At 47.4% G+C, this 25,311-nt stretch carries 21 protein-coding genes, 13 tRNA genes and 2 rRNA genes (1 of these 36 running past the window's edge); 3 read left to right on the top strand and 33 right to left on the bottom strand.

The window, feature by feature from the left end:
- Positions 1-5 precede the first annotated feature (5 nt).
- On the bottom strand, positions 6-1,319 hold the full coding sequence (locus PAV_RS14590; RefSeq protein ID WP_005547439.1) for an ArsB/NhaD family transporter: 1,314 nt from the start codon (positions 1,317-1,319) through the stop codon (positions 6-8).
- Between the two features lie 171 nt (positions 1,320-1,490).
- Between PAV_RS14590 and PAV_RS14585 the strand changes: the two genes are divergently transcribed.
- Positions 1,491-1,889, top strand: a complete 399-nt coding sequence (locus PAV_RS14585; protein ID WP_005547438.1) for a TIGR04086 family membrane protein — start codon at positions 1,491-1,493, stop codon at positions 1,887-1,889.
- A 112-nt stretch (positions 1,890-2,001) separates the two neighbouring features.
- Positions 2,002-2,859, top strand: a complete 858-nt coding sequence (locus PAV_RS14580; RefSeq protein ID WP_005547436.1) for a phosphatase PAP2 family protein — start codon at positions 2,002-2,004, stop codon at positions 2,857-2,859.
- A 111-nt stretch (positions 2,860-2,970) separates the two neighbouring features.
- On the opposite strand, the gene yajC is transcribed toward PAV_RS14580, so the two are convergent.
- The 17 genes from yajC to PAV_RS14495 all read right to left on the bottom strand — a co-directional run bounded on the left by yajC (position 2,971) and on the right by PAV_RS14495 (position 15,321).
- Positions 2,971-3,285 (bottom strand): preprotein translocase subunit YajC, encoded by a 315-nt coding sequence (gene yajC, locus PAV_RS14575; RefSeq protein ID WP_005547434.1) that lies wholly within the window; start codon positions 3,283-3,285, stop codon positions 2,971-2,973.
- Positions 3,286-3,388: 103 nt separating this feature from the next.
- Positions 3,389-4,525 carry a tRNA guanosine(34) transglycosylase Tgt gene (tgt, locus tag PAV_RS14570; RefSeq protein ID WP_005547432.1) on the bottom strand — a complete coding sequence of 379 codons (1,137 nt, stop codon included), beginning with the start codon at positions 4,523-4,525 and terminating at the stop codon, positions 3,389-3,391.
- A 20-nt stretch (positions 4,526-4,545) separates the two neighbouring features.
- Complete coding sequence (gene queA / locus PAV_RS14565; RefSeq protein ID WP_005547430.1) at positions 4,546-5,592, bottom strand: tRNA preQ1(34) S-adenosylmethionine ribosyltransferase-isomerase QueA; 1,047 nt, start codon at positions 5,590-5,592, stop codon at positions 4,546-4,548.
- A gap of 12 nt (positions 5,593-5,604) precedes the next feature.
- Positions 5,605-7,791: a SpoIID/LytB domain-containing protein gene (locus PAV_RS14560; protein WP_005547428.1), complete on the bottom strand. Its 2,187-nt coding sequence runs from the start codon at positions 7,789-7,791 to the stop codon at positions 5,605-5,607.
- Between the two features lie 64 nt (positions 7,792-7,855).
- The gene (ruvB, locus tag PAV_RS14555) at positions 7,856-8,866 is read right to left on the bottom strand and encodes a Holliday junction branch migration DNA helicase RuvB (protein ID WP_005547426.1); all 1,011 of its coding nucleotides are present in this window, start codon (positions 8,864-8,866) and stop codon (positions 7,856-7,858) included.
- Between the two features lie 14 nt (positions 8,867-8,880).
- Positions 8,881-9,507, bottom strand: coding sequence for a Holliday junction branch migration protein RuvA (ruvA, locus tag PAV_RS14550; protein ID WP_005547424.1), 627 nt, complete (start codon positions 9,505-9,507; stop codon positions 8,881-8,883).
- The gene (ruvC, locus tag PAV_RS14545; RefSeq protein ID WP_005547421.1) at positions 9,504-10,007 is read right to left on the bottom strand and encodes a crossover junction endodeoxyribonuclease RuvC; all 504 of its coding nucleotides are present in this window, start codon (positions 10,005-10,007) and stop codon (positions 9,504-9,506) included. Before ruvC ends, ruvA begins: the two co-directional genes overlap by 4 nt.
- A gap of 137 nt (positions 10,008-10,144) precedes the next feature.
- Complete coding sequence (locus PAV_RS14540) at positions 10,145-11,320, bottom strand: cation:proton antiporter (protein WP_040735981.1); 1,176 nt, start codon at positions 11,318-11,320, stop codon at positions 10,145-10,147.
- 170 nt (positions 11,321-11,490) lie between these two features.
- Positions 11,491-12,231, bottom strand: coding sequence for a BofC C-terminal domain-containing protein (locus PAV_RS14535; protein WP_005547418.1), 741 nt, complete (start codon positions 12,229-12,231; stop codon positions 11,491-11,493).
- A gap of 171 nt (positions 12,232-12,402) precedes the next feature.
- Positions 12,403-12,609 (bottom strand): hypothetical protein, encoded by a 207-nt coding sequence (locus tag PAV_RS14530; protein ID WP_005547416.1) that lies wholly within the window; start codon positions 12,607-12,609, stop codon positions 12,403-12,405.
- The gene (locus PAV_RS14525) at positions 12,602-13,036 is read right to left on the bottom strand and encodes a YxlC family protein (RefSeq protein ID WP_005547414.1); all 435 of its coding nucleotides are present in this window, start codon (positions 13,034-13,036) and stop codon (positions 12,602-12,604) included. The genes PAV_RS14530 and PAV_RS14525 overlap by 8 nt, the downstream gene beginning before the upstream one ends.
- Positions 13,029-13,553, bottom strand: coding sequence for an RNA polymerase sigma factor SigY (gene sigY, locus PAV_RS14520; RefSeq protein ID WP_005547411.1), 525 nt, complete (start codon positions 13,551-13,553; stop codon positions 13,029-13,031). Before sigY ends, PAV_RS14525 begins: the two co-directional genes overlap by 8 nt.
- A 181-nt stretch (positions 13,554-13,734) precedes the next feature.
- A tRNA-Pro gene (locus PAV_RS14515) sits at positions 13,735-13,811 on the bottom strand.
- A 6-nt stretch (positions 13,812-13,817) separates the two neighbouring features.
- Positions 13,818-13,900, bottom strand: a tRNA-Leu gene (locus PAV_RS14510).
- Between the two features lie 27 nt (positions 13,901-13,927).
- Positions 13,928-14,004 (bottom strand) — tRNA-Arg (locus tag PAV_RS14505).
- An 8-nt stretch (positions 14,005-14,012) separates the two neighbouring features.
- Positions 14,013-14,087, bottom strand: a tRNA-Gly gene (locus tag PAV_RS14500).
- A gap of 214 nt (positions 14,088-14,301) precedes the next feature.
- Positions 14,302-15,321 carry an asparaginase gene (locus PAV_RS14495; protein WP_005547409.1) on the bottom strand — a complete coding sequence of 340 codons (1,020 nt, stop codon included), beginning with the start codon at positions 15,319-15,321 and terminating at the stop codon, positions 14,302-14,304.
- Positions 15,322-15,484: 163 nt separating this feature from the next.
- Between PAV_RS14495 and PAV_RS14490 the strand changes: the two genes are divergently transcribed.
- A complete protein-coding gene (locus tag PAV_RS14490) occupies positions 15,485-16,351 on the top strand; it encodes an AraC family transcriptional regulator (protein WP_005547407.1) in 867 nt (288 codons plus the stop codon).
- A 60-nt stretch (positions 16,352-16,411) separates the two neighbouring features.
- Here the strand turns inward: PAV_RS14490 and PAV_RS14485 are convergent, their stop codons facing one another.
- The 15 genes from PAV_RS14485 to PAV_RS14415 form a co-directional block, all read right to left on the bottom strand.
- Positions 16,412-17,695: an MFS transporter gene (locus tag PAV_RS14485; protein ID WP_005547405.1), complete on the bottom strand. Its 1,284-nt coding sequence runs from the start codon at positions 17,693-17,695 to the stop codon at positions 16,412-16,414.
- A 45-nt stretch (positions 17,696-17,740) separates the two neighbouring features.
- The gene (locus tag PAV_RS14480) at positions 17,741-19,441 is read right to left on the bottom strand and encodes a ribulokinase (RefSeq protein WP_005547403.1); all 1,701 of its coding nucleotides are present in this window, start codon (positions 19,439-19,441) and stop codon (positions 17,741-17,743) included.
- A gap of 16 nt (positions 19,442-19,457) precedes the next feature.
- Positions 19,458-20,567, bottom strand: coding sequence for an erythritol/L-threitol dehydrogenase (locus tag PAV_RS14475; RefSeq protein ID WP_005547401.1), 1,110 nt, complete (start codon positions 20,565-20,567; stop codon positions 19,458-19,460).
- A gap of 252 nt (positions 20,568-20,819) precedes the next feature.
- Positions 20,820-21,941: an ROK family protein gene (locus PAV_RS14470; protein WP_005547400.1), complete on the bottom strand. Its 1,122-nt coding sequence runs from the start codon at positions 21,939-21,941 to the stop codon at positions 20,820-20,822.
- A 249-nt stretch (positions 21,942-22,190) separates the two neighbouring features.
- A tRNA-Lys gene (locus tag PAV_RS14465) sits at positions 22,191-22,266 on the bottom strand.
- A gap of 14 nt (positions 22,267-22,280) precedes the next feature.
- Positions 22,281-22,355: transfer RNA gene (locus PAV_RS14460), tRNA-Glu, on the bottom strand.
- Positions 22,356-22,388: 33 nt separating this feature from the next.
- Positions 22,389-22,465: transfer RNA gene (locus PAV_RS14455), tRNA-Asp, on the bottom strand.
- Positions 22,466-22,470: 5 nt separating this feature from the next.
- Positions 22,471-22,546, bottom strand: a tRNA-Met gene (locus tag PAV_RS14450).
- 6 nt (positions 22,547-22,552) lie between these two features.
- Positions 22,553-22,628 (bottom strand) — tRNA-Val (locus PAV_RS14445).
- Between the two features lie 62 nt (positions 22,629-22,690).
- Positions 22,691-22,766: transfer RNA gene (locus PAV_RS14440), tRNA-Val, on the bottom strand.
- Between the two features lie 3 nt (positions 22,767-22,769).
- Positions 22,770-22,844: transfer RNA gene (locus tag PAV_RS14435), tRNA-Glu, on the bottom strand.
- A 7-nt stretch (positions 22,845-22,851) separates the two neighbouring features.
- Positions 22,852-22,944, bottom strand: a tRNA-Ser gene (locus PAV_RS14430).
- A 1-nt stretch (position 22,945) separates the two neighbouring features.
- A tRNA-Asn gene (locus tag PAV_RS14425) sits at positions 22,946-23,021 on the bottom strand.
- A 5-nt stretch (positions 23,022-23,026) separates the two neighbouring features.
- A 5S ribosomal RNA gene (gene rrf, locus PAV_RS14420) occupies positions 23,027-23,143 on the bottom strand.
- Positions 23,144-23,347: 204 nt separating this feature from the next.
- A 23S ribosomal RNA gene (locus PAV_RS14415) occupies positions 23,348-25,311 on the bottom strand (it continues 964 nt past the right edge of the window).

The raw sequence follows: 25,311 nt of genomic DNA, 5'->3' as shown, positions 1-25,311 counted from the left end.
TGCAATTAAAGGATGAACAGCAAAATGTAGCCTGTTGAAATCAACAAGGAAATGATCGTAATTGGTGCGCCTATTTTTAGAAAGTCCATATAACCGAACCCGTTGCCTTCACGCTGCGCCATACCTGCAACAATTACGTTTGCAGATGCGCCAATCAAGGTTCCGTTGCCACCCAGACATGCTCCAAGAGCAAGCGACCACCAGAGTGGATTCAACTGATTTGGATCTGTAATACCCATTTGTGTGCCGATATCCTGCAAAAGCGGAATCATCGTAGCTACGAACGGAATATTGTCGATTGTAGCTGACGCAACACCTGACACCCATAATACAAGCATGGAGGTCTTCGTCATATCTCCATTTGTCAATCCGAGTGTCAGTTCTGCAAGACGGTTGATTATGCCTGCTTCGATTAAGCCACCGACAAGAATGAACAAACCGATAAAGAATAAGATTGTAACCCACTCCACCTGATGGAGCGCTTCTTCGAGTTCTTCCTCACTTTTCAACCCAATGAGCATCAAAATCGTAGCCCCTGCCATTGCGACTACGGCTGCCTCCACGTGAATAACAGAATGGAGTGCAAAGCCAATGATCGTAAGAATAAGCACCGTAAGAGACTTCTTCACTAGCTTGGCATCTGTAATATAAGAGGCTGCCGACAGCTCCATTAGCGCTTGCCGCTGCTCATCTGATACCTGCAGCTGCTTACGGTAAATAAACAGCAGGCATACGATAATAACGAGTGCGATAACAAGAACAACTGGTGCCAATTGAGCCAAAAACATATTAAAAGTCAAATGCTTATTAGCTGATCCAATCATAATATTAGGCGGATCCCCGATAAGAGTTGCAGTACCGCCAACATTTGATGCAATGATTTCGGCGATAAGAAACGGCACTGGATTCATCTTTAGCATACGAGTGATTGAGAATGTAATAGGCACCATAAGCAGCACCGTCGTTACATTATCAAGAAATGCAGATCCTACTGCAGTGAGCAGAAACATAATAAGCATGATGCGCTTCGGATATCCCTTAGCTCTTTGTGCGGCCTTAACAGCAGCATATTGAAAGATACCGCTTTTGTTGGTAATCCCAACCAAAATCATCATCCCAACGAGTAGGAACAACGTATTCCACTCGATGTGTGTTGTAAATGCTGTATGTACATCTACAATTTGCAGGACGAGCATAACAACTGCGCCCAACAACGCAATGACTGCCCGGTTAATCTTCTCTGAAATAATGATGGCATACGTGATTAAAAACACAATGACCGCAGCGGTCACCTGCCAGCTTGCTAATGTATGTCCCACAATACTCCATCCCTCTCTACATTATTAAGGCTCTATTTGCACTTTCCACTCATGACCTTTTGTTCACACATTATAACGCCGTCTTTTTTTTCGTCTATGCCTTGTACTAAATTGGATAGCTTGCCCATACGATGATTACTAATCAAATAAATGATGGGAGGAGCGTGTAAAATGAATGCGATCCAGAATGTGACGCGTTGGAAATTGGGTCACCCGCTGCTGGCGGGAATTGTCTACGCATTTGTATGGATGGCTCTCGGAGCACTCGCCTTGTCAGTCTTGCTGTATTCCAGCTCAGCTAGTGAAGACGAAATGAAAGGCTATATTTATATTGTCCATTGTATCGCACTTTTTATCGGTGGTTGGATTTCTGGCAAAAGAAGCGGCAAAAAAGGCTGGTACTATGGAGGAATGACAGGAATTGCGTATGCTCTGCTCGTTATATTAATTGGATTTTTAGCGATGGATGCAGGGGTCAGCCTACAAAAATTCGTCCAAACGATAGCTGCCTTTGCAGTCAGCGCTATCGGGGGAATTATCGGTGTAAATATGAGCAAATCCGCCCAGTAAGGGAGGCTATAGCTTAAGGGTCGGATAATCGCACCATGTAATCCCCACCCAATTGTGTTATACTATTGGAGTTTACAAAATGGCAATATGACCTAACATTAGGGGGATTCTCGTGGTTCTATTTCAATCCATGCAGACTGTCACGCTGTGGACCATTGTAACCGTCATTGCACTCGTATGGTTCGGTTCACGCACACAGCCGCTAGCTGTCGCTGGAGCATTTCTTCGCTCGTTGTGGACATCACGTTCTTTTCTCTTCGCCTTCATTGCGATGGTGCTTATTCTCATGGTTAACGGCATGGAACTTACGCTTGAGAAAATGCTGCAAATCAATTGGGATTTTACTCCCAACATTCATCAACTTGAAGGACAATTTGTATACAGTGTACAGCAGATCTTTAACCATCCGTTATTAACGCAATTTGTATCCTTTTTCTATATTGTTGTCTTTCAAGCACTTATTGTAGCTTCACTTGGGATTTATACAACGAATGGGAACCTACGTATGGCGCATGCTGTGTGTTATGCTATTATGATCAATTACATCGTGGCCATTCCATTCTATTTGTTTTTCCCAGTCAACGAAGTATGGTCTTATCCGCCATCCGGCGTCAACTTCCGCATGCTGGAAGTATTTCCGAACTTTGAGGAGCAATACCGCGCCTTCTCTGGCATTGACAATTGTTTCCCTAGCTTGCATACGTCCATCTCGATAACGGTTGCATTGCTGGCTTCTCAGTCCGGCAATCGCAGATGGGCCATTTTTACGGCTGCAAGTGCTGTTATAATCGTGTTTTCTATCTTCTATCTAGGCATTCACTGGCTGACAGATATGCTTGCTGGAACCGTTCTTGCAACAGCAGCTTCATGGGCTGGCTTGAAGCTTGCGGGTGTTCAGCCCAAGCACAGCTTGTTGCCAGATCGCCAGAGTACGTTCAGCAAATCTTACTCTGAGTCCAATGAAATGTAAAACTACGATGGCGTCACCCTCTTACTTTCTCACGAGGGATGGTACATGAAAAAGGGCTGTCCATTGCTTTTCCTGCAATGGGCAGCCCTTCTTCTATGATTTGGCATCGTATTAGGATGCACTTGCGGATTCTTCTGCTGACACAACTTGGCTAATCGCACTGCGATCGAATGTCATTTTCGTAACATCGTTAACACGCAATACAATTGTATCGTCTGTAATCTCAACGATTGTACCATGCAAACCACCAATCGTTACGATTTTATCTCCTTTTTTCAATGCACTAAGCATTGAGTTCCGCTGCTTTTGCTTCTTCTGCTGAGGACGGATTAACAAGAAATAAAATACAGCAAACATCAAAACGAACGGCAATAACATTTGAAGAAACCCGCCAGTTCCTCCTGCCTCTGCTCCTGCAATCAACATGTATGTATCCCCCTTTCATAAAATGAAATCAATTATGTATAGACTGCCGAACGAGCTGAACAGTCCACCCATGTGGACAATCCAGCAGGCAGCATGTCTATCGTTAGAACCCGCTCTCGTTGCGATCCATGCCATAGGCTTCGAAAAATTCGTCTCTGAAGTCACGAAGTCGATCTTCACGAATTGCCTCGCGCACTTGACTCATCAAATTCACCAAGAAATACAGGTTATGATACGTTGTCAAACGAAGCCCAAATGTCTCATCAGCCTTAATAAGATGGCGCAAATACGCACGCGAATAGTTCCGGCAAGTATAGCAGTCGCACTTCGGATCAAGCGGCCCGAAATCGCGAGCATACTTCGCATTGCGTACGACAAGACGGCCTTGGCTTGTCATGGTTGTACCATTGCGAGCGATGCGGGTAGGCAGTACGCAGTCGAACATATCCACTCCACGCATAGCTAATTCGATTAATGCATCCGGTGATCCAACCCCCATCAAATAGCGAGGCTTATTGTCTGGCAGCAATGGAGTTGTGTAATCCAGCACCTCATACATCAAGTGCTTGGGTTCGCCCACACTCAGTCCTCCAATAGCATACCCCGGGAAATCCATCGAAGTCAAATCCTTCGCGCTCTGGCGACGAAGGTCTTCATACATCCCGCCTTGGATAATCGCGAACAGGGCCTGATCATGCGGTCTAGTATGACTTTCCAAGCAACGTTCCGCCCAGCGTGTCGTACGTTCCAATGACGGCTTGACATATTCGCGTTCAGCCGGATATGGAGGACATTCATCGAATGCCATCATTATATCCGATCCCAGTGCATTTTGGATCTCCATTGCCTTCTCCGGCGACAGGAAGAGCTTGTCCCCATTTAAATGAGAACGGAAATGAACCCCTTCCTCTTCAATCTTACGCATATCGCTAAGACTAAATACCTGGAATCCACCGCTATCAGTCAAAATTGCGCGATCCCAATTCATAAACTTATGAAGCCCGCCAGCTTCTCGAATAATGTCATGACCTGGTCGAAGGAAGAGGTGATACGTATTGCTCAAAATAATTTTGGCTTCCATCTCCTTCAATTCTTCGGGACTCATCGTCTTGACTGTCGCCAATGTCCCAACGGGCATAAAAATAGGTGTCTCAAAGGAGCCATGGGGTGTATGCACCTTTCCAAGCCGAGCACCCGTCTGCTTGCAAGTCTTGATTAATTCATATGTTACTGCTGCCATAGTCTTATCTCATCCTTGTATTAGGTTTCCTGTGCATGATCGTAAATGAACATTGCATCGCCGAAGCTAAAGAAACGATATTCCTGATCAATCGCTTCCTGATAAGCAGCCATGATATGATCGCGGCCAGCCAGTGCGCTGACGAGCATCACTAACGTTGATTTCGGTAGGTGAAAATTCGTTAAGAGTGAGTTCACAAGCTTGAATTCATATCCTGGATAAATAAAAATGTCTGTCCAGCCTGAGCAAGGCTCGATTGGCTTGCCATCAAATCTCCCTGCAACCGTTTCTAACGTTCTAGCTGATGTAGTTCCTACTGCAACAATACGGCCGTCCTGCTGTTTCGTTTCATTAATTATTGTCGCCGTGTCTGCACTCATTTCATAATACTCCGAATGCATGACATGCTCTTCAATCGTATTGGAAGACATGGGACGGAATGTGCCTAACCCAACATGAAGGGTAATGTAAGCAACGTGAACGCCCTTCTTCTCAACCTCTGCCAAAAGCTCCTTCGTAAAGTGCAACCCAGCCGTAGGGGCTGCAGCAGAGCCTTCATGCTTCGCGTACACCGTCTGGTAGCGTTCGCGATCATTCAACTGCTCCTTAATGTATGGAGGAAGCGGCATTTGTCCGAGTTCGTCCAGAATCTCATTAAATATGCCTTCGTATGTGAACCGAAGCAATCTTGCTCCCATCTCACGCTCTTCCAGCACTTCTGCTTTAAGCTTGTCGCCAAACAATACGGTCATTCCAACCTTGACTCTCTTCCCTGGCTTAACGAGCGCTTCCCAACAGTCATCCTCTTCTTGCTTCAGCAAAAGAACCTCAACTTTGGCCCCCGTATCCTCTTTAACACCGAACAAGCGTGCAGGGATTACCCGCGTGTCATTCAGCACAAGCAAATCGCCTGGCTGCAAATAGGAAAGGATTTCGGGAAAATTGTGATGCTCCACCTTCCCAGTATGGCGATCCAATGTTAATAATCGAGATGCAGTCCGATCTGTCAACGGTGTCTGCGCAATCAAATGCTCTGGTAAATGAAAATCAAATAAGTCCACATTCATCTGCTATCCGTCCTAACGCTTCACTAGCTCTACATTTTTGTAATAGTATTGCAAAATCGCTTTATAGTCATACCCTTGATCAGCCAATCCCTTAGCTCCCCATTGCGACATCCCAATCCCGTGCCCGTTGCCTTTGCCGACAAACAAGAATGAATTCGCTTCGACAACAGGCTTCTGCTCGACCTTATCCGATCCTACTTTGCCGGTTGTTCCCTTCCCGTTCACAGCAGCAATGCTGTTTGGTAGCTTCTCGCCTGTCTTGCTGCTGCCGCTTACGACACGAAGCTTGGAGGAGTCTTTGACAGACTGCAATTTTCCATCGGCTCCAATAATCGAGATGGATGACGAGCCTGAACCTGTTCCACTGCCACTGCTCAGAACATTTGATACAACACCTGTTCCATTTGGAACAATATCAAATAACGTACTCGGCAAACCGCCAAACGCATATCGGAAGTTATCCGGGTAACTTACCTCGACCGGCTTGCCATCTGCTTCAATCTTGATCGCACGTCCAGATGGCCCTCTTTCTGTAACAGCAAGCGTCTTTATTGTCCCACTCAATGCTGTATCTGTGCGCTCCTTCAGCCAGCTTGTTATCTGCTCAGCCGTATAAGGGCCGCGTACCCAATTCATTTCGTTGTTTTCAAACACGGTTTCCAGAACCGTAAGCTTGGTGCCTTTGTCCACTTTGCCAACAGGCTGTACACCTGTCTGAATAGCTGGTGTTGGACGGACGTTGGTTCCGTTCTCCAATACGGTCGCTGTCTGCCCTGAGAGCTTCACGACATCCTCACGAACATATCCCGTCTTGCCGTCAGGAAGAGTTACACGGTACCAGGACTTTGCCCCTTCCTGGGCAGCATCATCAGGGCTGTCTACCACTTGGAAATAATCATAAGATCCGCCCCATACTTCCATTGGATCAGCTGTTTTGCCCCCCGCACTGGAATTAAAGATGGCTTCAATCAGCTTGCCATTTTGCATGAGAACTTCGCCGGCTGTTGCTTCAACAGCCTTTTTAATGTCTGGATGCTCCTTCTCTACGCCAAAGTAGGCTTGGCTCAGTGTCGTATCCACAACATTGGCGATTTCAAATTTATTGCCTTGATACAAGGCAAATGTACGAGCGGCTACCGCTTGCGCTTTCAACGCATCCATCGGCCAACTCGAGTATACTTCGCCGCCAACCACAGACAGCAAATACTCTTCGAGCGGCACCTCATTAACAAGCGCCAACTTATCCTTATAGATGCTTACCTCCATGATTCCACGATAAGCTCTGCCGCTGCGTTCGTTCACTTTAATCGTGGTTTGCGTGCTTGGCTTGACTACCCATTTCGCATTCCCGAACACTCGATAATGTGGTGTAGTGTTATTCCCAGCTACTTCAACGGTATGTATGACAGCTCCTTGAGCTTGTACAGCACCTGCTGTATACCCCTTTGACGCAACTACCTTCTTAATCCCGGTTAATTGCGTATCAGAGGCTGCTTGCCCTGCCCACACCGCTGTTCGCGCCCCGCTGTCTGTTGCCAGCGTTACCACATATGCATCTAAGTCGGCATCCAGCAAAGCTTGCTGAACGGATTTAGCCTCGTCTCGTGAGCTGAACGTGCCAGCTTGTACATATTGAGGGCCTACTACGGACGGCTCATACCCTTGGAGTAATGAGCTCATGCCCGATGCTCCGCGAAGCTTGTCCGCTGCTTGACTAGCCGATTTGTTGCTGGCATAGCTTCCTGCATATACAGCAAAAAATGTCGTCCCACGTCTTGGGATCTGAATGATGTACGCCGATCCTGAAGCCTGCGCCTTCTTTAATGCAGATTGCGCCGCTGACAAGTCATCGGTCTCTAGCAGTTTCACTTTATAATCATCGGCACTAAAGCGAGCCTGTTCTCCGCCTACTTCAACACTGCCCTTCGAGCTTGATCCCAATCGTGCTTCTAATTGGAGAGATGCTGTTGAGGCAAGTGAGAGCAGTTCCGTTTGTCCAGGAGAACCCTTGCTCAAATTCGCGAATAATGCCACACGAATATGATTATTGACTATTGATTGCTCAGGCCTTGCATCATTGCTTGCTGCCGCATACGCGACGTTAGCTGGCTGCATAAGCGCATACGGAGCTCCGCTTAGCAGCAGAACTCCCGTAAGTACACTAGCAACGGATCGGATAACGTTCCTGTTGTTATTCATGTTTCCCCATTCCTTTCTCTTCTGCCACGTCTCCTCTGCATACGTCAATTTGTACGCGTTTTCCTTAACTTTGTTCCGGTATAGGCAATCCTAAATGAGTATAGGCTTGGGGGGTAACCATTCTTCCCCGCGGTGTTCGTTGGAGAAATCCAATTTGCAACAGGTACGGTTCATATACGTCCTCGATGGTTTGACTCTCCTCGCCAATCGTAGCCGCAATCGTATCAAGGCCAACCGGCCCTCCGCGGAAATTCGTTATCATTGTGCGTAGCATCTTATGATCAATCTGATCAAGACCAAGCGGGTCTACTTGAATGAGCCGCAGCGACTCTTTCGCAATGTCGGCTGTGATCACGCCATCTCCCCGTACTTGAGCGAAATCTCTCACCCGCTTCAGCAAGCGGTTGGCAATCCGTGGTGTCCCCCGTGATCGAACCGCAATCTCATCGGCGGCATCGCCCACGATTTGAACCTCTAATATGTCTGCTGCACGAGAAACGATGTAGCTCAATTCGTCCTTATTGTAGAACTCTAAGCGACTGACGACACCAAAGCGATCACGAAGCGGCGCCGAGAGCAAGCCTGCTCTTGTCGTAGCACCTATTAAGGTGAACTTTGGCAGGTCGAGCCTCACGGATCTGGCACTTGGACCCTTGCCGATAATGATATCAAGCGCAAAGTCTTCCATTGCCGGGTACAGCACTTCTTCAACGGTACGATGCAGCCGATGAATCTCATCAATGAAGAGGACATCGCCTTCCTGCAAGTTCGTAAGCAGTGCAGCGAGATCTCCAGGTCTCTCAATTGCGGGTCCCGAAGTCGTCCGTATATTAACACCGAGCTCATTGGCAATAATATTCGATAGAGTCGTCTTGCCAAGGCCTGGGGGACCATAAAGCAATACATGGTCAAGCGCTTCCTTCCGGAGCTTTGCAGCTTCGATAAATACCTTTAAATTGTCTTTCACCTGTGATTGGCCGATGTACTCGGACAAATAACGCGGTCTCAGGCTTAACTCGACTGCCTGATCTTCCATCATGCAATTGGCTGATATGATGCGTTCGTGCTCTTCCATCTTAACCGCCTTTCTTATCCTTTAAACAACGCCTGCAGCGCCTTCTTCATTAAAGAATCTACACTTTCATCCGCATGAATGCGATGTTGCAAGTCTTTCCATACACGATCAAGCTCTGCTTCCGTATAGCCCAATGCTTTGAGCGCTTCTCTCGCCTCAGACCAAGCGCTTCCATCTGAACTGTCCTCATCTGCTACCGTAACACTTGTGAACAACGAATCCGGATGGATATCCAATCCAATGCCGTCCAGCTTGTCTTTCAAATCTAAAACGATGCGCTGAGCCGTCTTCTTGCCAATCCCCGGCAGCTTCGTCAAGAATGTAATATTCTCTTGCTGAATGGCGGTAACGACTGCCTCCGGCTTGCCGCACCCAGCCAGGATGCCTAGAGCAACCTTCGGCCCTACCCCGTTCACATCTATTAACCTGCGAAATAGCTTCTGTTCCTCTCGCGTGCTGAATCCGAACAGCAGCGTTGCATCTTCACGTACATGATAATGGATAAATGCCGTTACTGCTCCGTCTTGCTTCGCAAAAGCATAGGGATTCGGTGTAAACACTCGATATCCGACCCCCTGGACATCCAAGACGATATATTCTGTTTCTAAGTGAGCAACTTGTCCACGCAAAAAATCGATCATGATCGCCATACTCCATTCAATTTGTCATTAAGCCCACTCGAATGCGCATGGCATATCGCCACCGCAAGCGCATCCGCCACATCGTCCGGCTTCGGTATTTCCTTCAGCTTTAAGAACAGCTTCACCATTTCTTGAACCTGCTTCTTCTCTGCCTTTCCGTATCCAACAATAGCCTGCTTCACCTGCATGGGGGTATATTCTGCAATCGGTATGCCGCGCTTGGCAGCTGCTAATATGATGACACCACGTGCCTGTCCCACAGAAAACGCATTCGTGACATTTCGATTGAAGAACAATTTCTCAATCCCCATTGCATCCGGCTTATATTTGTCAAGCAATTGCTCGGTTGCTTCATACACTTGAAGCAGCCGCATCTCTGGCGCAGTCGAAGGCTCTGTCTGAATACAGCCATATTGTACAGGTACAATCCGGCTCCCCTGCTTATCTACAAACCCAAAACCTGCAATCGCAATCCCTGGGTCTATTCCTAAAATACGCAAAAAAATCTCTCCCTCACCGCATCCATGTACCAGTAAGCGAACATATGTGTTCACTCCATTATAACATAGATCGTGAAGAAGAGAATGAGTCAATCCTATGATGTTTGCAGGGAATACAGCCTAATTACAGCGATTACTTACTTCCCAGCAGATACTTGATTAGCTGCCGGCACTTCCGTAGACTGACGAAAAGCAGCCTTCAACATCGGCGGCGTTACCAGTGTTGTTAAAATAATGACAATGACGAAAGGTGTGAAATACACTTTATCGAACAAAGCGCCTTCGAGCCCCGTTGTCGCTATAATGAGTGCAACCTCGCCGCGGGAGACCATCCCTGAACCGATACCTATGGCACTCTTGCGATCGAATCCAGTCAGTCGAGCTCCCAATCCGCACCCAAGCAGTTTGGTCAGAATCGCAATGATCGTAAATAACACGATAAACCACACATATTCTCCAATACCATCGAAGCTAACGTTAATCCCTACGCTGACGAAGAATATCGGCACGAAGATACCGTAAGCAATCGGCTCAAGACGATGCTCGACTTCATGCTTGAACTTCGTTTGTGAAATAGCAATGCCGGCGGCGAATGCACCGATAATGCCTGCAACACCCAAGTAGTCCGCAAAATAAGAAAATGCAAAGCATATAATGAGCGCGGCACTAATTATGGCCTCCGTAACACGCAGCGGCGCGAGCCATTTCATGATTTTCGGCACCACATAAATGCCTGCAAGAATAACGACTACAAAGAATAGAACTTTTTTACCAATAATAAGTCCGAGGGACGCGCCTCCGCCTGTACCGAGCAAGCTGAGCATGAAGGCAAGAAGTATGACTACAAGTATGTCATCCACGACTGCTGCACCAAGAATGGTCGTACCTTCTCTAGTGCTGAGCTGTCCTAGATCCTTCAGCGTCTGCACTGAAATACTTACCGAAGTAGCACACAACAGCAAGCCGATAAACATCGATTGGTTCGAATCTAGGCCTAACATCAGACCACCACTATATCCGCCAATAAACGGAAGAATGACGCCGCCAACTGCTACTGCGAATGCCGCCTTCCAGTTTTTCTTCAATTCTTCTAAATCCGTTTCCAAACCAGCGATGAACATCAGCAAAATGACGCCAACTTCCGCCATTTCCTTGATCAGTTCGCCATCCGTAACCCATCCAAGCACAGCTGGACCGATAATAATCCCTACAATTAGTTTACCTAATACGGCTGGCTGACCCAATCGTACAGTGAGATCACCTGCGATCTTTGTCGAAGCCAAAATGATGAGCAACATGAGAATAAGTTCCATTGGCATTCCCCTTTCCGCTGTACAATTATTATGACCGTAAACCGACATTTCTTTTGTAGGTGGCTAAGGGCAATCCATTCCTTCATTCTCTATTTCTTACATTACATGACCTACCCCGCTGTTCAAAAAAAGAAGGACGTCGGTTACGGCGTCCTACTCGTTACTGCTTCTTATTTTGTAATACGTTCATTAGGAGGGGTTGGTTTCATGACTTTCTTCGTTTCTTCTATTGCATAATCGCTAAATGTAGACAGCACACTATGATAAGCATCGACATCTGTAATGCGAATCCCTTGGTACAACTGCTTCATCACCTTTGGCGGAAGCGAGCTCTCCATGGACTCCACGTCTAATTGGAAAAAAGTACGTATCACTTTGCCATCTTCCGGAGGCCCATCATACAAGGTCAGATTCCCATCCTTATCAAGACTAATATGCGCTCTATCCTTGCATGTACCTGATAATTCTTCAATCTGCTCCTCCAAAATAACTCGTCCATCCGCATCCATGGAAACGGACCAGTCTGGGTGATTCAGCACAAGCTGAATAATGTCGCGCGTGGGCTTAATACCCAGCACTTCATCATTTTTTCCACATATATATTGCTTGCGAGCAATGACCTCACGCTTAATATCCTCTTGAACCAACTGTGCAATTACAAACTGAGCTGTTTCATTAAGCTTGGCCTCATTATCCTTCCAGAGGGCGAACGTTTCAATTGAAGTCGGTTTATCATATTTCGCCATCAAATTCCGTACATGATCAGACAGTTGTATGCCGACAGCTATGATCACAACAAACAGCACAATTGCAGCTAAAGACCATATTGGTCTACGTAAGCGCCGCAGACGCTTCATCCATTGCTTCACTCGAAAATAGAACCAAGAGCCGGTACGGTGTTCTCGAGCCATAAGTAATCCCCTCTAATTGCTTATTTATTTGAGCGAACAGACTCTTTCCGATGATCCATCATCTGTTCTCTCGCATATAAGAAAAAGCCGCCAGATGTTATTATCCATACTGAGTAGCTTTTCTTATAGTGTGGCCCAGAAAAAGGGGATGTTATACACGTTTTAACCTACTTAGCGGGATTTTCTCCACGGTCGTATCACAAAACAAATATAGAGAACAAGCGGGAGGGGGGTATTCAAAAATCCCCATATCCCCCAGAACCATGGATATTTGTTGCGATTGCGCGCATCCAGGAACAACCACGTTCCTTGAGCAAGCAGAATACTTCCAAGGAGAATCCATGCCCACCAAGGCAAATTTCCCGCACCATTATTCATGCCGCTCACTCTCCTTGCTTGGTTGGATGCATGTTAACCAAATGATAACTGCTCCGCTTAACAGGAATACTTGGGCCCATACGTATACCTGCCAATTTGTTGCTGCAAGGCTGCAGCCGCCGCCAACGAGCAGCAAAGCAATGCTCCATAAGCCAAGCAGTTCCTTCCATAGCCGCCTACGGTTTTTCATCTTAGCCTGAAGCAGTACCTGCTGAATTTGAGCTGAACTCGGATGAGGAGCATGGACATTACTCCAAGCGTCTAAACGTTCCCAGTGGGGATGCAGCATTTTATCCCATTCCAGTTCTTGTGAAGGAACTTCTACATTTTCTGAATGTTTTGGGTGAGATGCATCTCCATCAGATAGAGATGACTCGCGGTTTGAATCAGCATTCCCTGCTTTCTTCTTATTTTCTTGTTCACTCATCTTGCTCCCACTCCTTCCGCAGCTTCTCCAAGCCGTAATGTAGGCGTGATTTGACAGTCCCAGCTTGCACGTTCAACATATTTGCAATCTCATTCACCTGATACCCATAATAATGTTTTAACACTATGGGAGCCCGCTGCTCATAAGTCAGCTCTCCCAATAGCTCCATGGCAGTTGTCCATTCGATATTGCAAGATTCCATTTGATATCGCAGCTGCCGTAACCCCTGCTCCTGTTCCCGCCATCTGTTCTCGACTTTCTTGCGGCGCATCATATCATAATATAAGCGTGTTGCAATGGTAATGAGCCATGATGAAAAGCGTGATTCTCCGTTGTACGTATGGATCTTTTCCATACAACGCACCATCGTATCTTGAACCAAATCCTCTGCACAGGCGGAGTTCATCGTTAATTTCAAGGCATATTTAAATAGGAAGGAGTAATTTTCATGCAGCAGCACAGCGAGTTCATTCATATCTCCTCGTACTGCCTGCTCTATTCGATGCTGCTCAGACATGCATTCGCCCCTTTCCTTGTCATCCGTTCACAAAGAACTTTGCCGTCAAGCATTAATATTACGGTTTACACTGATAAATCGTTCAAATGAAATCAAGGAAATTATAAGCAAATAATAGAAGGAAGAAAGAGGAAGGAACATAGCAAAAAACCGCCGGCTAATAACCAACGGTTAATGATAATGGTCGGGACGACACGATTTGAACATGCGACCCCCTGGTCCCAAACCAGGTGCTCTACCAAGCTGAGCTACGTCCCGAATGGATGGTGCCGGTGAGAGGACTCGAACCTCCACGGTTTCCCTCACGATTTTGAGTCGCGCGCGTCTGCCAATTCCGCCACACCGGCTTAGTAGATATCCATTATGAAATTAAGTGGCGCGCCCTGAGAGATTCGAACTCCCGACCTTTTGATTCGTAGTCAAACGCTCTATCCAGCTGAGCTAAGGGCGCATATATAATGGAGCGGACAACGAGATTCGAACTCGCGACCCTCGCCTTGGCAAGGCGATACTCTACCACTGAGCTATGTCCGCATATTTCCTCATCTTATACAAACTTGACGACTTCATTCACTTCGTTGTCGTCGTTTCCGTTCAACAAGGACAAGTAATAATATATCAGACTGAATATCGAATTGCAAATGTTTTTTAAAGATTTTATGATGGTATTTTTTTCTTGCAACAAAACCTGCTTAACAAGCCATTTTTCAGCTCGTATAAGCAGGTTCTAATAGTATATTCTTGTATTCTATTTCTTTATCCATTCAAGCGTAAAGACAGGCTTACGAAGTCCCACTACCCTAGCATTATCATTTTTCGTTTCGGCAGGGCTTAGCTTTTTCAAACGTTCGATGGTTGCTTTTGTCGGGTACTCGAGCTGCTGTAAGATGTCAGCTGCAATCATCGGCCATTGGTCTTCTGAACCGTCCATTACCTTAAAAGCGATTCCCATTCTCTGTTCACGCAAGCCGAAGCAATAAATGCCCTTGGCTCCTCCCTTGGCAACGATATTCGGATCCTGCAACAATGTAGGACAAATAAGCTCTGTGCCTGACACATAAAGTGGATGCTTGTTCATTAGGCCCGTTAAGCGTGTAATTGCTCTGCGTACTTGCTCATCTGCAATTAAATCCGGACAAGCCAGTCTCAAATACAAGAGGGCTATATTGCGAATTGGAATCGCATATACCGGGAATCCACAGCCATCCGTTCCTAGTTTAATTTGCTCTACAGGAACATCAGCAAGTTGAGACATCAAGCGCAACACCTGCTGTTGAACGGGATGCTCAGGCTCAGCGTAATCATGGGTCGACCAGCCCATCATTTTGCATAACGAAAGTACGCCCAAGTGCTTGCCCGAACAGTTGTGATATAAGGAACGCGGTGGTTGCCCATTGGCAATCCGCTCGTCTCTAGCAGCACTATTGAGCGGATAGGTTGGTTTGCACACAAATTGCTCCTCAGTGATCCCGGTCTTCTTCATGAACGATTCGAGGGCTTGGACATGGAACTGCTGTGCACGATGGGATGCGGTCATCAGGACGATTTCTTCCTCATTTAGTCCATAATGCTCTGGCACACCAGCCATCAAAGCAGGAAGTGCCTGCACTGGCTTAGATGAGGAACGCATAAAGCTCACATAGTCGGGATTACCGACATGGAAAAGCGTTTCTGCTTGCTCGTTCACCCCCACAATGTGTCCTGTATATGCACATTCCAACCAACCGCCTCGTGATTCTTCTACTAACACCTTGCCCAAATCAACCATGATTGTTCCTCCTCGTCAACACATGCTGTCATCATTTTCGTTTGCAGACTTCCCCTATCATGACATAACTCTGCAAACATAGTATCATGTTCCTAGCTGCTCGTATTTATAACAAGTTCCTGTCAGTTATAAAAATTTCCGCTAACGAACCGGAGGGATAGGCATGAATACCATTGCGGATATAAGGCCATACATCCGTGCAGCGCATATGTATAATTATCGGGGAACGCGAGAGGAACAGCTGCGCAGAGGATACAGCTATGCATTCCACTTATTCTTGGACGGCCATGGGCACATGACGATAGATGACCATCGATATGCGGTCTCAAACGGCACGCTCATCTTTGTCCGTCCTGGCCAATGGCATTCCTTCGAGCATGCACCAAATGAAACGATGAATGCATGCAATATCTACTGCGATCTCTGGGAGGCTCCCCCACCAAACCAGCCTACCTTTGCTTATGAATGGGATGAATTCGATCCGAAGTGGTTAACCGCACAGAAGCCTTGCACAGAACTGGAATCATTGCCGACCTGCACTTCGCTTCGCCCTTATCCATACTTCATTGAGTTGGTGAAGCATGTGCTTGCCGCATATAATCGGCGCGGCTGCTATACGAAGCAGGCTGCATCAGCTAGCTTTTACTCCTGGTTGATCCAATGGTACGATGCTAGCAGATTGCCCAATCCTTCGGATTATCGTATAGCTCGAATCTTGGAACGCATGGACGAGCATCCCGAGCAGCGGCATTCGGTTGATTACTGGTGCAGCGAATGTGGATTGGAAAAATCCCAATTTTATCGGCTTTTCAAGCAAGAGACAGGAATATCTCCTAAAACGTATTTGCTGCAGGCTCGCATGAAAAAGGCAGCCGTTCTGCTGATGGAAAGCCGCCAATCGATTACGGAAATCGCGCTGATGCTGGGGTACGATTCAATCCATTACTTTTCAAACCAATTTTCCTGCGTGTACGGAATCAGTCCTACCCTATACCGAACAAACAATAGTTATCACAAAATGGATCGCTAGCATTATGATGAAAGCAGCCCTCTACCAAGTGGAGAAGAGCTGCTTTTTTAGATTACATTATTAAGCGCTTACAATTTCGGTGTGTGCACTCGCGTCCTTTGTTGTTTTTTTCTCAGCAGGAAGCGTTACAAAGATCATCATAATGCCTGCCGCCGCAAACAGCCCAGCGAAAAGCCACGTAATGCCAGCGTAACCAAGGCTTCCAATAAATAAAGCAACAAGAGCCGGGCCAACGAATGCACTCAATCCCGCTCCTAGGTTCAAGATTGACATCGCTGCACCCTTTTCTTCCTTTACCAAAGACGGGGCTATCGCGGACAATGGCACAAATCCTGCCAGACATCCTCCCCACAATATCCCGACAATTTGCACAAGCCATACATTTCCTGCCGCAAGTTGAGGAACGTAAAAGAGCACAATCGTAAAGAAGGCCGAACCCGCGCATCCAAACCACATCACCGTATTTCGCCAGCCAAGCTTGTCGCCCACAATGCCGAACAGCAGGTTAAACGCAATATTGCCAATAAAGATCATTGCCCATAGATGCAGCCAAGATGCAATGCTTATGCCCTGACTCTCCATGTACAGCGGCATATATACAGGGAAGCCGAATTGTGCAGCCGTATTAATAATACGAACCAAGCCGACCAATACGATTTTCGGTTCCTTTTTGACAATTGCCAATCCTTTTGCAAGCTCTTTTAATTTGTTGTTGTCGTGCTGCTCTGCCTTAGTCTTATCCAGCTTGCCGCCGGGATTGATAACCAGTGCGAACAATGCCCCAAGGAGTACCCATACAATTGCGCTCCATAGTGTGTTAATATGCCCCAAGTACTTCAATGCCCAGGTGGAATAGTATGCGCCGAGTACGTTCATGCCACCAGTGAACACGAACCAGAACCAGCCGACAGCCGTGCCCAGCTTCTTCTGCGGTGTCCGATAAGCGATCCATACAAGAAACGAATAGGCAAACAAAGGATAGCCTAGTCCTTTAAACGCATACGTCGGCAGCATCGTTGCAAACGAAAGTTGGGTAATTCCTAAACCGATAAAGCCTACGGATCCGAGAATATATAGGATTAACCCGGTCAACATTGCTTTTTTAGGGCCTATCGCGTCAACGAATAATCCGGACAGGAAAGAAGACAATGCAATCGTAACCCCGTATACCGTAAATAAAATTCCAGATTGCTGTACGGTGAGACCTTGTTCAACCAGATATGGGCTTAACCATCCCTGCTCCAACCCATCCCCCATCATAAAGATCAGAATGCCGAGATAGCCCCAAGCTAGAGATGAAGGAATACCTACTTTGTCCAAAATATGTCTGCCTTTCAAGTGCATCACTTCTTTCCTGAATGATCATTTCCTTCTTTGTCCGCAATGCAGTTAATCAATAGAGGTCTTAATTGAACGATCCTTACTCATCACTTCTAATTTAATCGCTTTCAATTGTTTGATCGGACTCTGCTCATTGCGACCGAAATAATCATGCAGCCGCACATACTGGGCATAGAGTCGATTATAAATGTCCCGGTGCTTCCTTTGCGGCTCATACGTTTTCTTAATGCCTCCGCCCATTGCTTTCCCAGCCTGCTGAATGGAATCATATCCCCCATTAGTACTGCCTGCTGCGACGGCTCCGAGCATGGCGGCCCCCATCGCTGTCCCTTGCTGAGTTGCCGCCACGTGAATCGGCATGCCGATAATGTCCGCGAAGGTCTGCATAATGAATGGGCTTTTTTCCGCAATCCCGCCTGTAGCCATGATTTTGGTGATCGGAACTCCGTGCTCTACAAAGTTCTCAATAATCATCCGCTTCCCAAACGCAACGGCTTCAACCAATGCTTTGTACATTTCTTCGGCTGTCGTAGCCGTCGTCATGCCGAACATCGATCCTGTCAGATCCGCATCCACCAGAACGGAACGGTTCCCATTCCACCAATCCAGCGCAATCAAGCCGCTGGCCCCTGGCTTAATCTTCTCAGCCTTCTCATTGAGAAGCTGCAGCACATGCTTGTTCGCTGCTCTTGCCTCTTGCTCCAGGCGCTCTGGTACACAATGGTTCGCAAACCATGAGAAATGGTCTCCCATGCAAGATTGTCCTGCTTCATAGCCGTAGAACCCAGGCAAAATGCCGTCCTCGCAAATGCCGCTAATGCCCGGCACCTTTACTGCCGTTTCACTGACCAGCATATCGCAGCCGGAGGTCCCCATTACCATCAATAAAATATCGGGGGTCGTAATCCCGCAGCCGATTACGGCACAGTGGGCATCGCCTATTCCTACGGACACCGCTGTCCCTGCAGCTAGTCCCGTCCATTTTGCACTTTCTTCTGTAATTGATCCTGCTTTGGTGCCGACCGGATAAATGGTTCTCGACATTTTCTCGTCAACGACGTATTCCAGCCTTGGATCGAGCGATTTCAGAAATGCATTCGATGGAAATCCGTTCTGTTTGTGCCATATGGCCTTATATCCAGCTGTGCAGCTATTACGTGTTTCTGTACCAGTAAGCTGCAGTGTGATCCAATCGGCAAGCTCCATAAAGCGATCTGCAGCATCATATACTTCAGGTGCCTCATTCAGAATTTGCCATATTTTTGGAAACATCCATTCTGAGGAGATTTTCCCACCGTAATAATCCAAAAATTCCTCGCCCCGCATACGGGCTATTTCATTGAGCCGATCGGCTTCCTCTGCCGCCGCATGGTGCTTCCACAGCTTCACATACGCATGCGGATTGTTCTTGTATGCATCCAGCATGCACAGAGGTGTTCCATCCTTCTTTACGGGAAGCATTGTGCATTCCGTAAAATCGGTGCCGACGCCAATAATCTGCCTGGCATCAATGCCGCTCGTTTCTAGAACCTTTGTTAGCGTTACAGAGGTGCATTGTATATAGTCCTGCGGATGCTGCAAAGCCCAATCCGGCCCCAGCTTCGTTACGCCGTCCGGCAGCACCTGATCCATTACGCCGTGAGGATAGCTCATCTCTGCAGAAGCGCATATCTCTCCGGTGGATACGTTAACAAGTATCGTACGGGCGCTTAATGTGCCATAATCAATTCCAACTACATATTTCTCCATTTAGCATTCACCCTTTTTAGAACGTAATCGCGACCTTGAAATCACCATGCTTCCCGGATGCATATTCAAAGGCTTCTTCCCATTGCTCAATCGGGAACTTGCGAGTCACAATGCCGTTCGTTTTCAAATTGCCGTTCGCAACATTTTCAATGACGAATGGGTAACAATAGGGGCTCAAATGTGAGCCTAATACATCCAGTTCCTTGCGGTCGCCAATGATGGACCAATCTACGGTAGTCGGCTCCCCGAACACGCTAAACTCCACGAAGCGTCCTAGCTTGCGAATCATGCTCAATCCTTGCGTCACGCTGGATGGATGCCCTGTCGCTTCAATGTAGATGTCGCAACCGTAACCTTCCGTCATATCCAAAATCGTTTGAACCACATCCGTCTCTTTCGGATTGAGGACGATATCCGCGCCGAATTCCTTCGCCTTTTCCAAACGGTTCTCGATCAAATCCAGTACAATCAATTTTTTTGGATTTTTCATTCTCGCATACGTGATCATTCCTAAGCCCAGAGGCCCTGCCCCAGAGATCACGACGACATCTTCGCATCCGATTTGCGCCCGATCCACGGCATGCTTCGAGCAAGCATAAGGCTCAATCAGCAATGCGGACTCCAATTCCATCTGTCCAGGCACCTTATGGACAACCGCCGTTTTCGGGTATCGGACATATTCCGCCATTCCCCCGTTGTTTGTACCTTGGAATCCGAAAATATTATGGGGCTGGCACATCCAGTACTCCCCTCTTTTGCAAAATCTGCATTCTTGACAAGGAACGATCTGATCCGCAGTTACTCGATCGCCTATTTTGAAATCGGTTACATTTTCGCCAATTTCTACGATCGTTCCTAAAAATTCATGACCCGGAATAAACGGTGGCTTCACCCATTCCGGCTGTGTCTCATTGCCCCAGAACATTGCTGCCCCGTGCATGCACTTAAGATCTCCTGCACAAATGCCACAAGCTTCCGTTTTAATAATCATATCGTCTGGCCCGCATTCGGGTGTAGGATAGTTGGCTTCAAAGCGGTAATCATGCTTCCCATAGGCTACAAGCGCTTTCATAGTTGCCGGTACGTTTCCTGTTGTGGCTTTTAAGCTGGTAGATTGTTGATTCATTATGCATCCGCCTTCCCCATAAGTAAACTAGTTTTGTTAAACTGTTTTATAAAACTACTTAATGCAAGGATATTCCCTCTCGTCGTTCTTGTCAATATGCTTTAAAAAAATAATTTATTTTGGAGAACAAGATCCGAAGCATTTCCCTTCTTGTTCAGCCGATTGAAGGATAAAAAAATCGCATGAAGCAGGTAAAGGAACTTGGTTCCATTTGACCGACTCCATGCGATATGCTGTAAGCTTGGCATCTTCTTATATTTGATTAATGAACCGATCGATGAAAGGCAGGGCAGCCCCTGCGGCAATAGCCTCCGTTTTATAATTGCATATGCGAACATAATCTGCATGATCTTCGAACGTATTGCGGCTGGCCACCAGCTCCTTCAACGTATCAATATAATCCTCCATATAAGCCCCTACGTAACCGCCAAGGATAATGTCACAGTCGAACAGCATACGAATATTATTAATGGCGATTGAAAGATGGCGCAAATAGTTGTCCCATACGATCTGCTTTTCACGGTCGCTATTCTGTACCCCCTCAAAAAAACGTGCCAAACTCCCATCAGCTGTATCTGCTAATAAAGAAGCCGAGCAATAAGCCTCTAGGCACCCCTTTTGACCGCAATAACAAGGGAGACCGTCCGGAATAATCGTAATATGTCCGATTTCTCCGCTCTTTTGATTCTCTCCGGCAAACACCTTATTTCCAATATAAACGGCTCCGCCAATATTATTGCTAAGTGAAATATAAAAAGCATTTTGCGTATCCGGCGTTGCCCATATTTCTGAGTACCCAGCTGCATTCGCATCATTCACAAGAATGGCGGGATATGGTATGTACTTGGCGAAGCGCTGCAGCGTCTCTCCAGTGAAATTCAGGATCTTCCCATAAAAAACAGTTTGATGATCTTCCGTAATTAATCCTGGCACCCCGATACCGACACCTAATATTTTCGAATCGTCAATATCCAGTTCCTTTATGTCTTCCTGAATGATATTTCCCAATAGTTGAAAATAAGGGTCAGAGGTTTCAAATTTTTGTCTTCTTCTGTTGATACGGATAATATCCCCATTTAAATCAACAACCACAGTTGTGACATGGTTCCGCGTAATGTCTAAGCCAATGGCCACTTTGGCATCGCTGATATAAGAATAAACCTGTGCATTGCGTCCTCCGGTATTGCCGACGGTTCCCGTATTCGCGATCAGCTTCTCCTGCAGCAAATAATTTAAATTCTGCGTAATCGTTGGCAAGCTAATCTGCAAAAGCTGCACAATATCTTGCTTAGATAAGTTTTTTTCTTGCCGCAGCAGCTTATATATTCGATTTCGATTGAATTCCTTAATATTAACGGTTTTGTCTCCCATCATAGCGTCCCACCTTATTGAAACCCTTTTATAAAAGGAGTTAGTTATCTATTCTTTTTATCATAATGTCTTTAGAAAAAAACATCAATAGAGCATGACACTATCATAATTCTAGGGGTAGTACTAATTGACACCCATACATCAAATCTTGCGTACTCATAGCATCTTACGCTCTCTCGAATCAGCTCTTCTTGTCCGAACAACGACAAAAAAAGCCTGACGCTTCCGCATCAGACTGAATATTGCACAAACTGGTGAGCCATGAAGGACTCGAACCTTCGACACCCTGATTAAAAGTCAGGTGCTCTACCAACTGAGCTAATGGCTCTCATAAGAGAGAAATGGTGACCCGTAGGGGATTCGAACCCCTGTTACCTCCGTGAAAGGGAGGTGTCTTAACCCCTTGACCAACGGGCCTTATTCTATTCTTTCATTTCTCAAAAGAGAAAATGGCGGAGCTGACGGGATTCGAACCCGCGGTCTCCTGCGTGACAGGCAGGCATGTTAGGCCTCTACACCACAGCTCCATATTTGGTTGCGGGGGCAGGACTTGAACCTGCGACCTTCGGGTTATGAGCCCGACGAGCTACCAACTGCTCCACCCCGCGATATGATGGTGGACGCTGACGGGATCGAACCGCCGACCCTCTGCTTGTAAGGCAGATGCTCTCCCAGCTGAGCTAAGCGTCCATATACTAGTTCATATAAGTGCTATGTATCTTAATCTATTAACCATTATTCATAGCTTTTTATGGTGGACACTAACGGGTTCGAACCGCTGACCCCCACCCTGTCAAGATGGTGCTCTCCCAGCTGAGCTAAGTGTCCATATGGTGACCCGTAGGGGATTCGAACCCCTGTTACCTCCGTGAAAGGGAGGTGTCTTAACCCCTTGACCAACGGGCCAGATAACTGGCGGAGAGAGAGGGATTCGAACCCTCGAGACGCTTGTGGCGCCTACACGATTTCCAATCGTGCTCCTTCGACCAAACTCGGACATCTCTCCATGGCTCCCCGAACAGGACTCGAACCTGTGACAACTCGATTAACAGTCGAGTGCTCTACCAACTGAGCTATCAGGGAATATTGCTTGGCGGCGTCCTACTCTCCCGGGACCCTGCGGTCCAAGTACCATCGGCGCTGGAGGGCTTAACGGTCGTGTTCGGGATGGGTACGCGTGGAACCCCTCCGCCATCGCCACCAAACAGCATTGGCTTAGTGCCAATATTTAATTCAGGTTCAGCACGACCAAGTGCTGTGTGCGTTTCTTCATCTGCACTAATCAGACTCCAAAACATTGCACCCTGAAAACTGAATGCGAAAGTTCGTGTTAAGATGTTCATCCGGGGCCCCCGAAAAGTAATCGGTGTTGCTGCAAAGCTTCACGTCACTTTTTGGGGTATATCTTTTAGGATAAGCCCTCGACCGATTAGTATTGGTCAGCTCCACACATTGCTGTGCTTCCACCTCCAACCTATCTACCTCGTCGTCTTCAAGGGGTCTTACTAAATTGGGAAATCTCATCTTGAGGGGGGCTTCACGCTTAGATGCTTTCAGCGCTTATCCCTTCCGCACATAGCTACCCAGCTATGCTCCTGGCGGAACAACTGGTACACCAGCGGTGCGTCCATCCCGGTCCTCTCGTACTAAGGACAGCTCCTCTCAAATTTCCTACGCCCGCGACAGATAGGGACCGAACTGTCTCACGACGTTCTGAACCCAGCTCGCGTACCGCTTTAATGGGCGAACAGCCCAACCCTTGGGACCTACTTCAGCCCCAGGATGCGATGAGCCGACATCGAGGTGCCAAACCTCCCCGTCGATGTGGACTCTTGGGGGAGATAAGCCTGTTATCCCCAGGGTAGCTTTTATCCGTTGAGCGATGGCCCTTCCATGCGGAACCACCGGATCACTAAGCCCGACTTTCGTCCCTGCTCGACTTGTAGGTCTCGCAGTCAAGCTCCCTTATGCCTTTGCACTCTTCGAATGATTTCCAACCATTCTGAGGGAACCTTGGGGCGCCTCCGTTACTCTTTAGGAGGCGACCGCCCCAGTCAAACTACCCACCTGACACTGTCCCCGAACCGGATCACGATCCTAGGTTAGAACTCCGATACGAACAGGGTGGTATCCCAACGGCGCCTCCACCTAAGCTGGCGCTCAGGCTTCTCAGGCTCCCACCTATCCTGTACAGTCCGTACCAAAGTCCAATATCAAGCTGTAGTAAAGCTCCATGGGGTCTTTCCGTCTTGTCGCGGGTAACCTGCATCTTCACAGGTATTAAAATTTCACCGGATCTCTCGTTGAGACAGCGCCCAAGTCGTTACGCCATTCGTGCGGGTCAGAATTTACCTGACAAGGAATTTCGCTACCTTAGGACCGTTATAGTTACGGCCGCCGTTTACTGGGGCTTCGGTTCATAGCTTCGCCTTGCGGCTAACCACTCCCCTTAACCTTCCAGCACCGGGCAGGCGTCAGCCCGTATACTTCGCCTTGCGGCTTCGCACAGACCTGTGTTTTTGCTAAACAGTCGCTTGGACCTTTTCACTGCGGCCCCCTCGGGCTATTCACCCTACCGAGGCACCCCTTCTCCCGAAGTTACGGGGTCATTTTGCCGAGTTCCTTAACGAGAGTTCTTCCGCGCGCCTTAGAATTCTCTTCTCACCTACCTGTGTCGGTTTGCGGTACGGGCACCTTCACCTGGCTAGAGGCTTTTCTTGGCAGCATGAAATCAAGACCTTCGGTACTATAATTTTCCCTCCCCATCACAGCCTAGCCTTACGATGTGCGGATTTGCCTACACATCAGCCTCACTGCTTGGACGAGCATCCATCAGCTCGCGTCCCTATCCTTCTGCGTCCCCCCATTGCTCATAACGGTTACGGTGGTACAGGAATTTCAACCTGTTGTCCTTCGACTACGCCTTTCGGCCTCGCCTTAGGTCCCGACTTACCCTGAGTGGACGAGCCTTCCTCAGGAACCCTTAGGTTTTCGGCGGACATGATTCTCACATGTCTTTTCGTTACTCATACCGGCATTCTCACTTGTGTACAGTCCAGCAGTCCTCTCGGTCTACCTTCAACCCGGTACACAACGCTCCCCTACCACTGATACATAAGTATCAATCCATAGCTTCGGCAGTATGTTTAGCCCCGTTACATTTTCGGCGCAGAGTCACTCGACCAGTGAGCTATTACGCACTCTTTAAATGATGGCTGCTTCTAAGCCAACATCCTGGTTGTCTGGGCAACTCCACATCCTTTCCCACTTAACATACATTTAGGGGCCTTAGCTGATGGTCTGGGCTGTTTCCCTCTTGACAATGGACCTTAGCACCCACTGTCTGACTCCCGGATATAAGTCGATGGCATTC

The sequence above is a fragment of the Paenibacillus alvei DSM 29 genome (assembly GCF_000293805.1).
Classification (GTDB): domain Bacteria; phylum Bacillota; class Bacilli; order Paenibacillales; family Paenibacillaceae; genus Paenibacillus_B; species Paenibacillus_B alvei.
The sequence above is the reverse complement of the archived record's forward strand: the minus strand, read 5'-3'. Positions and strand labels throughout refer to the sequence as shown.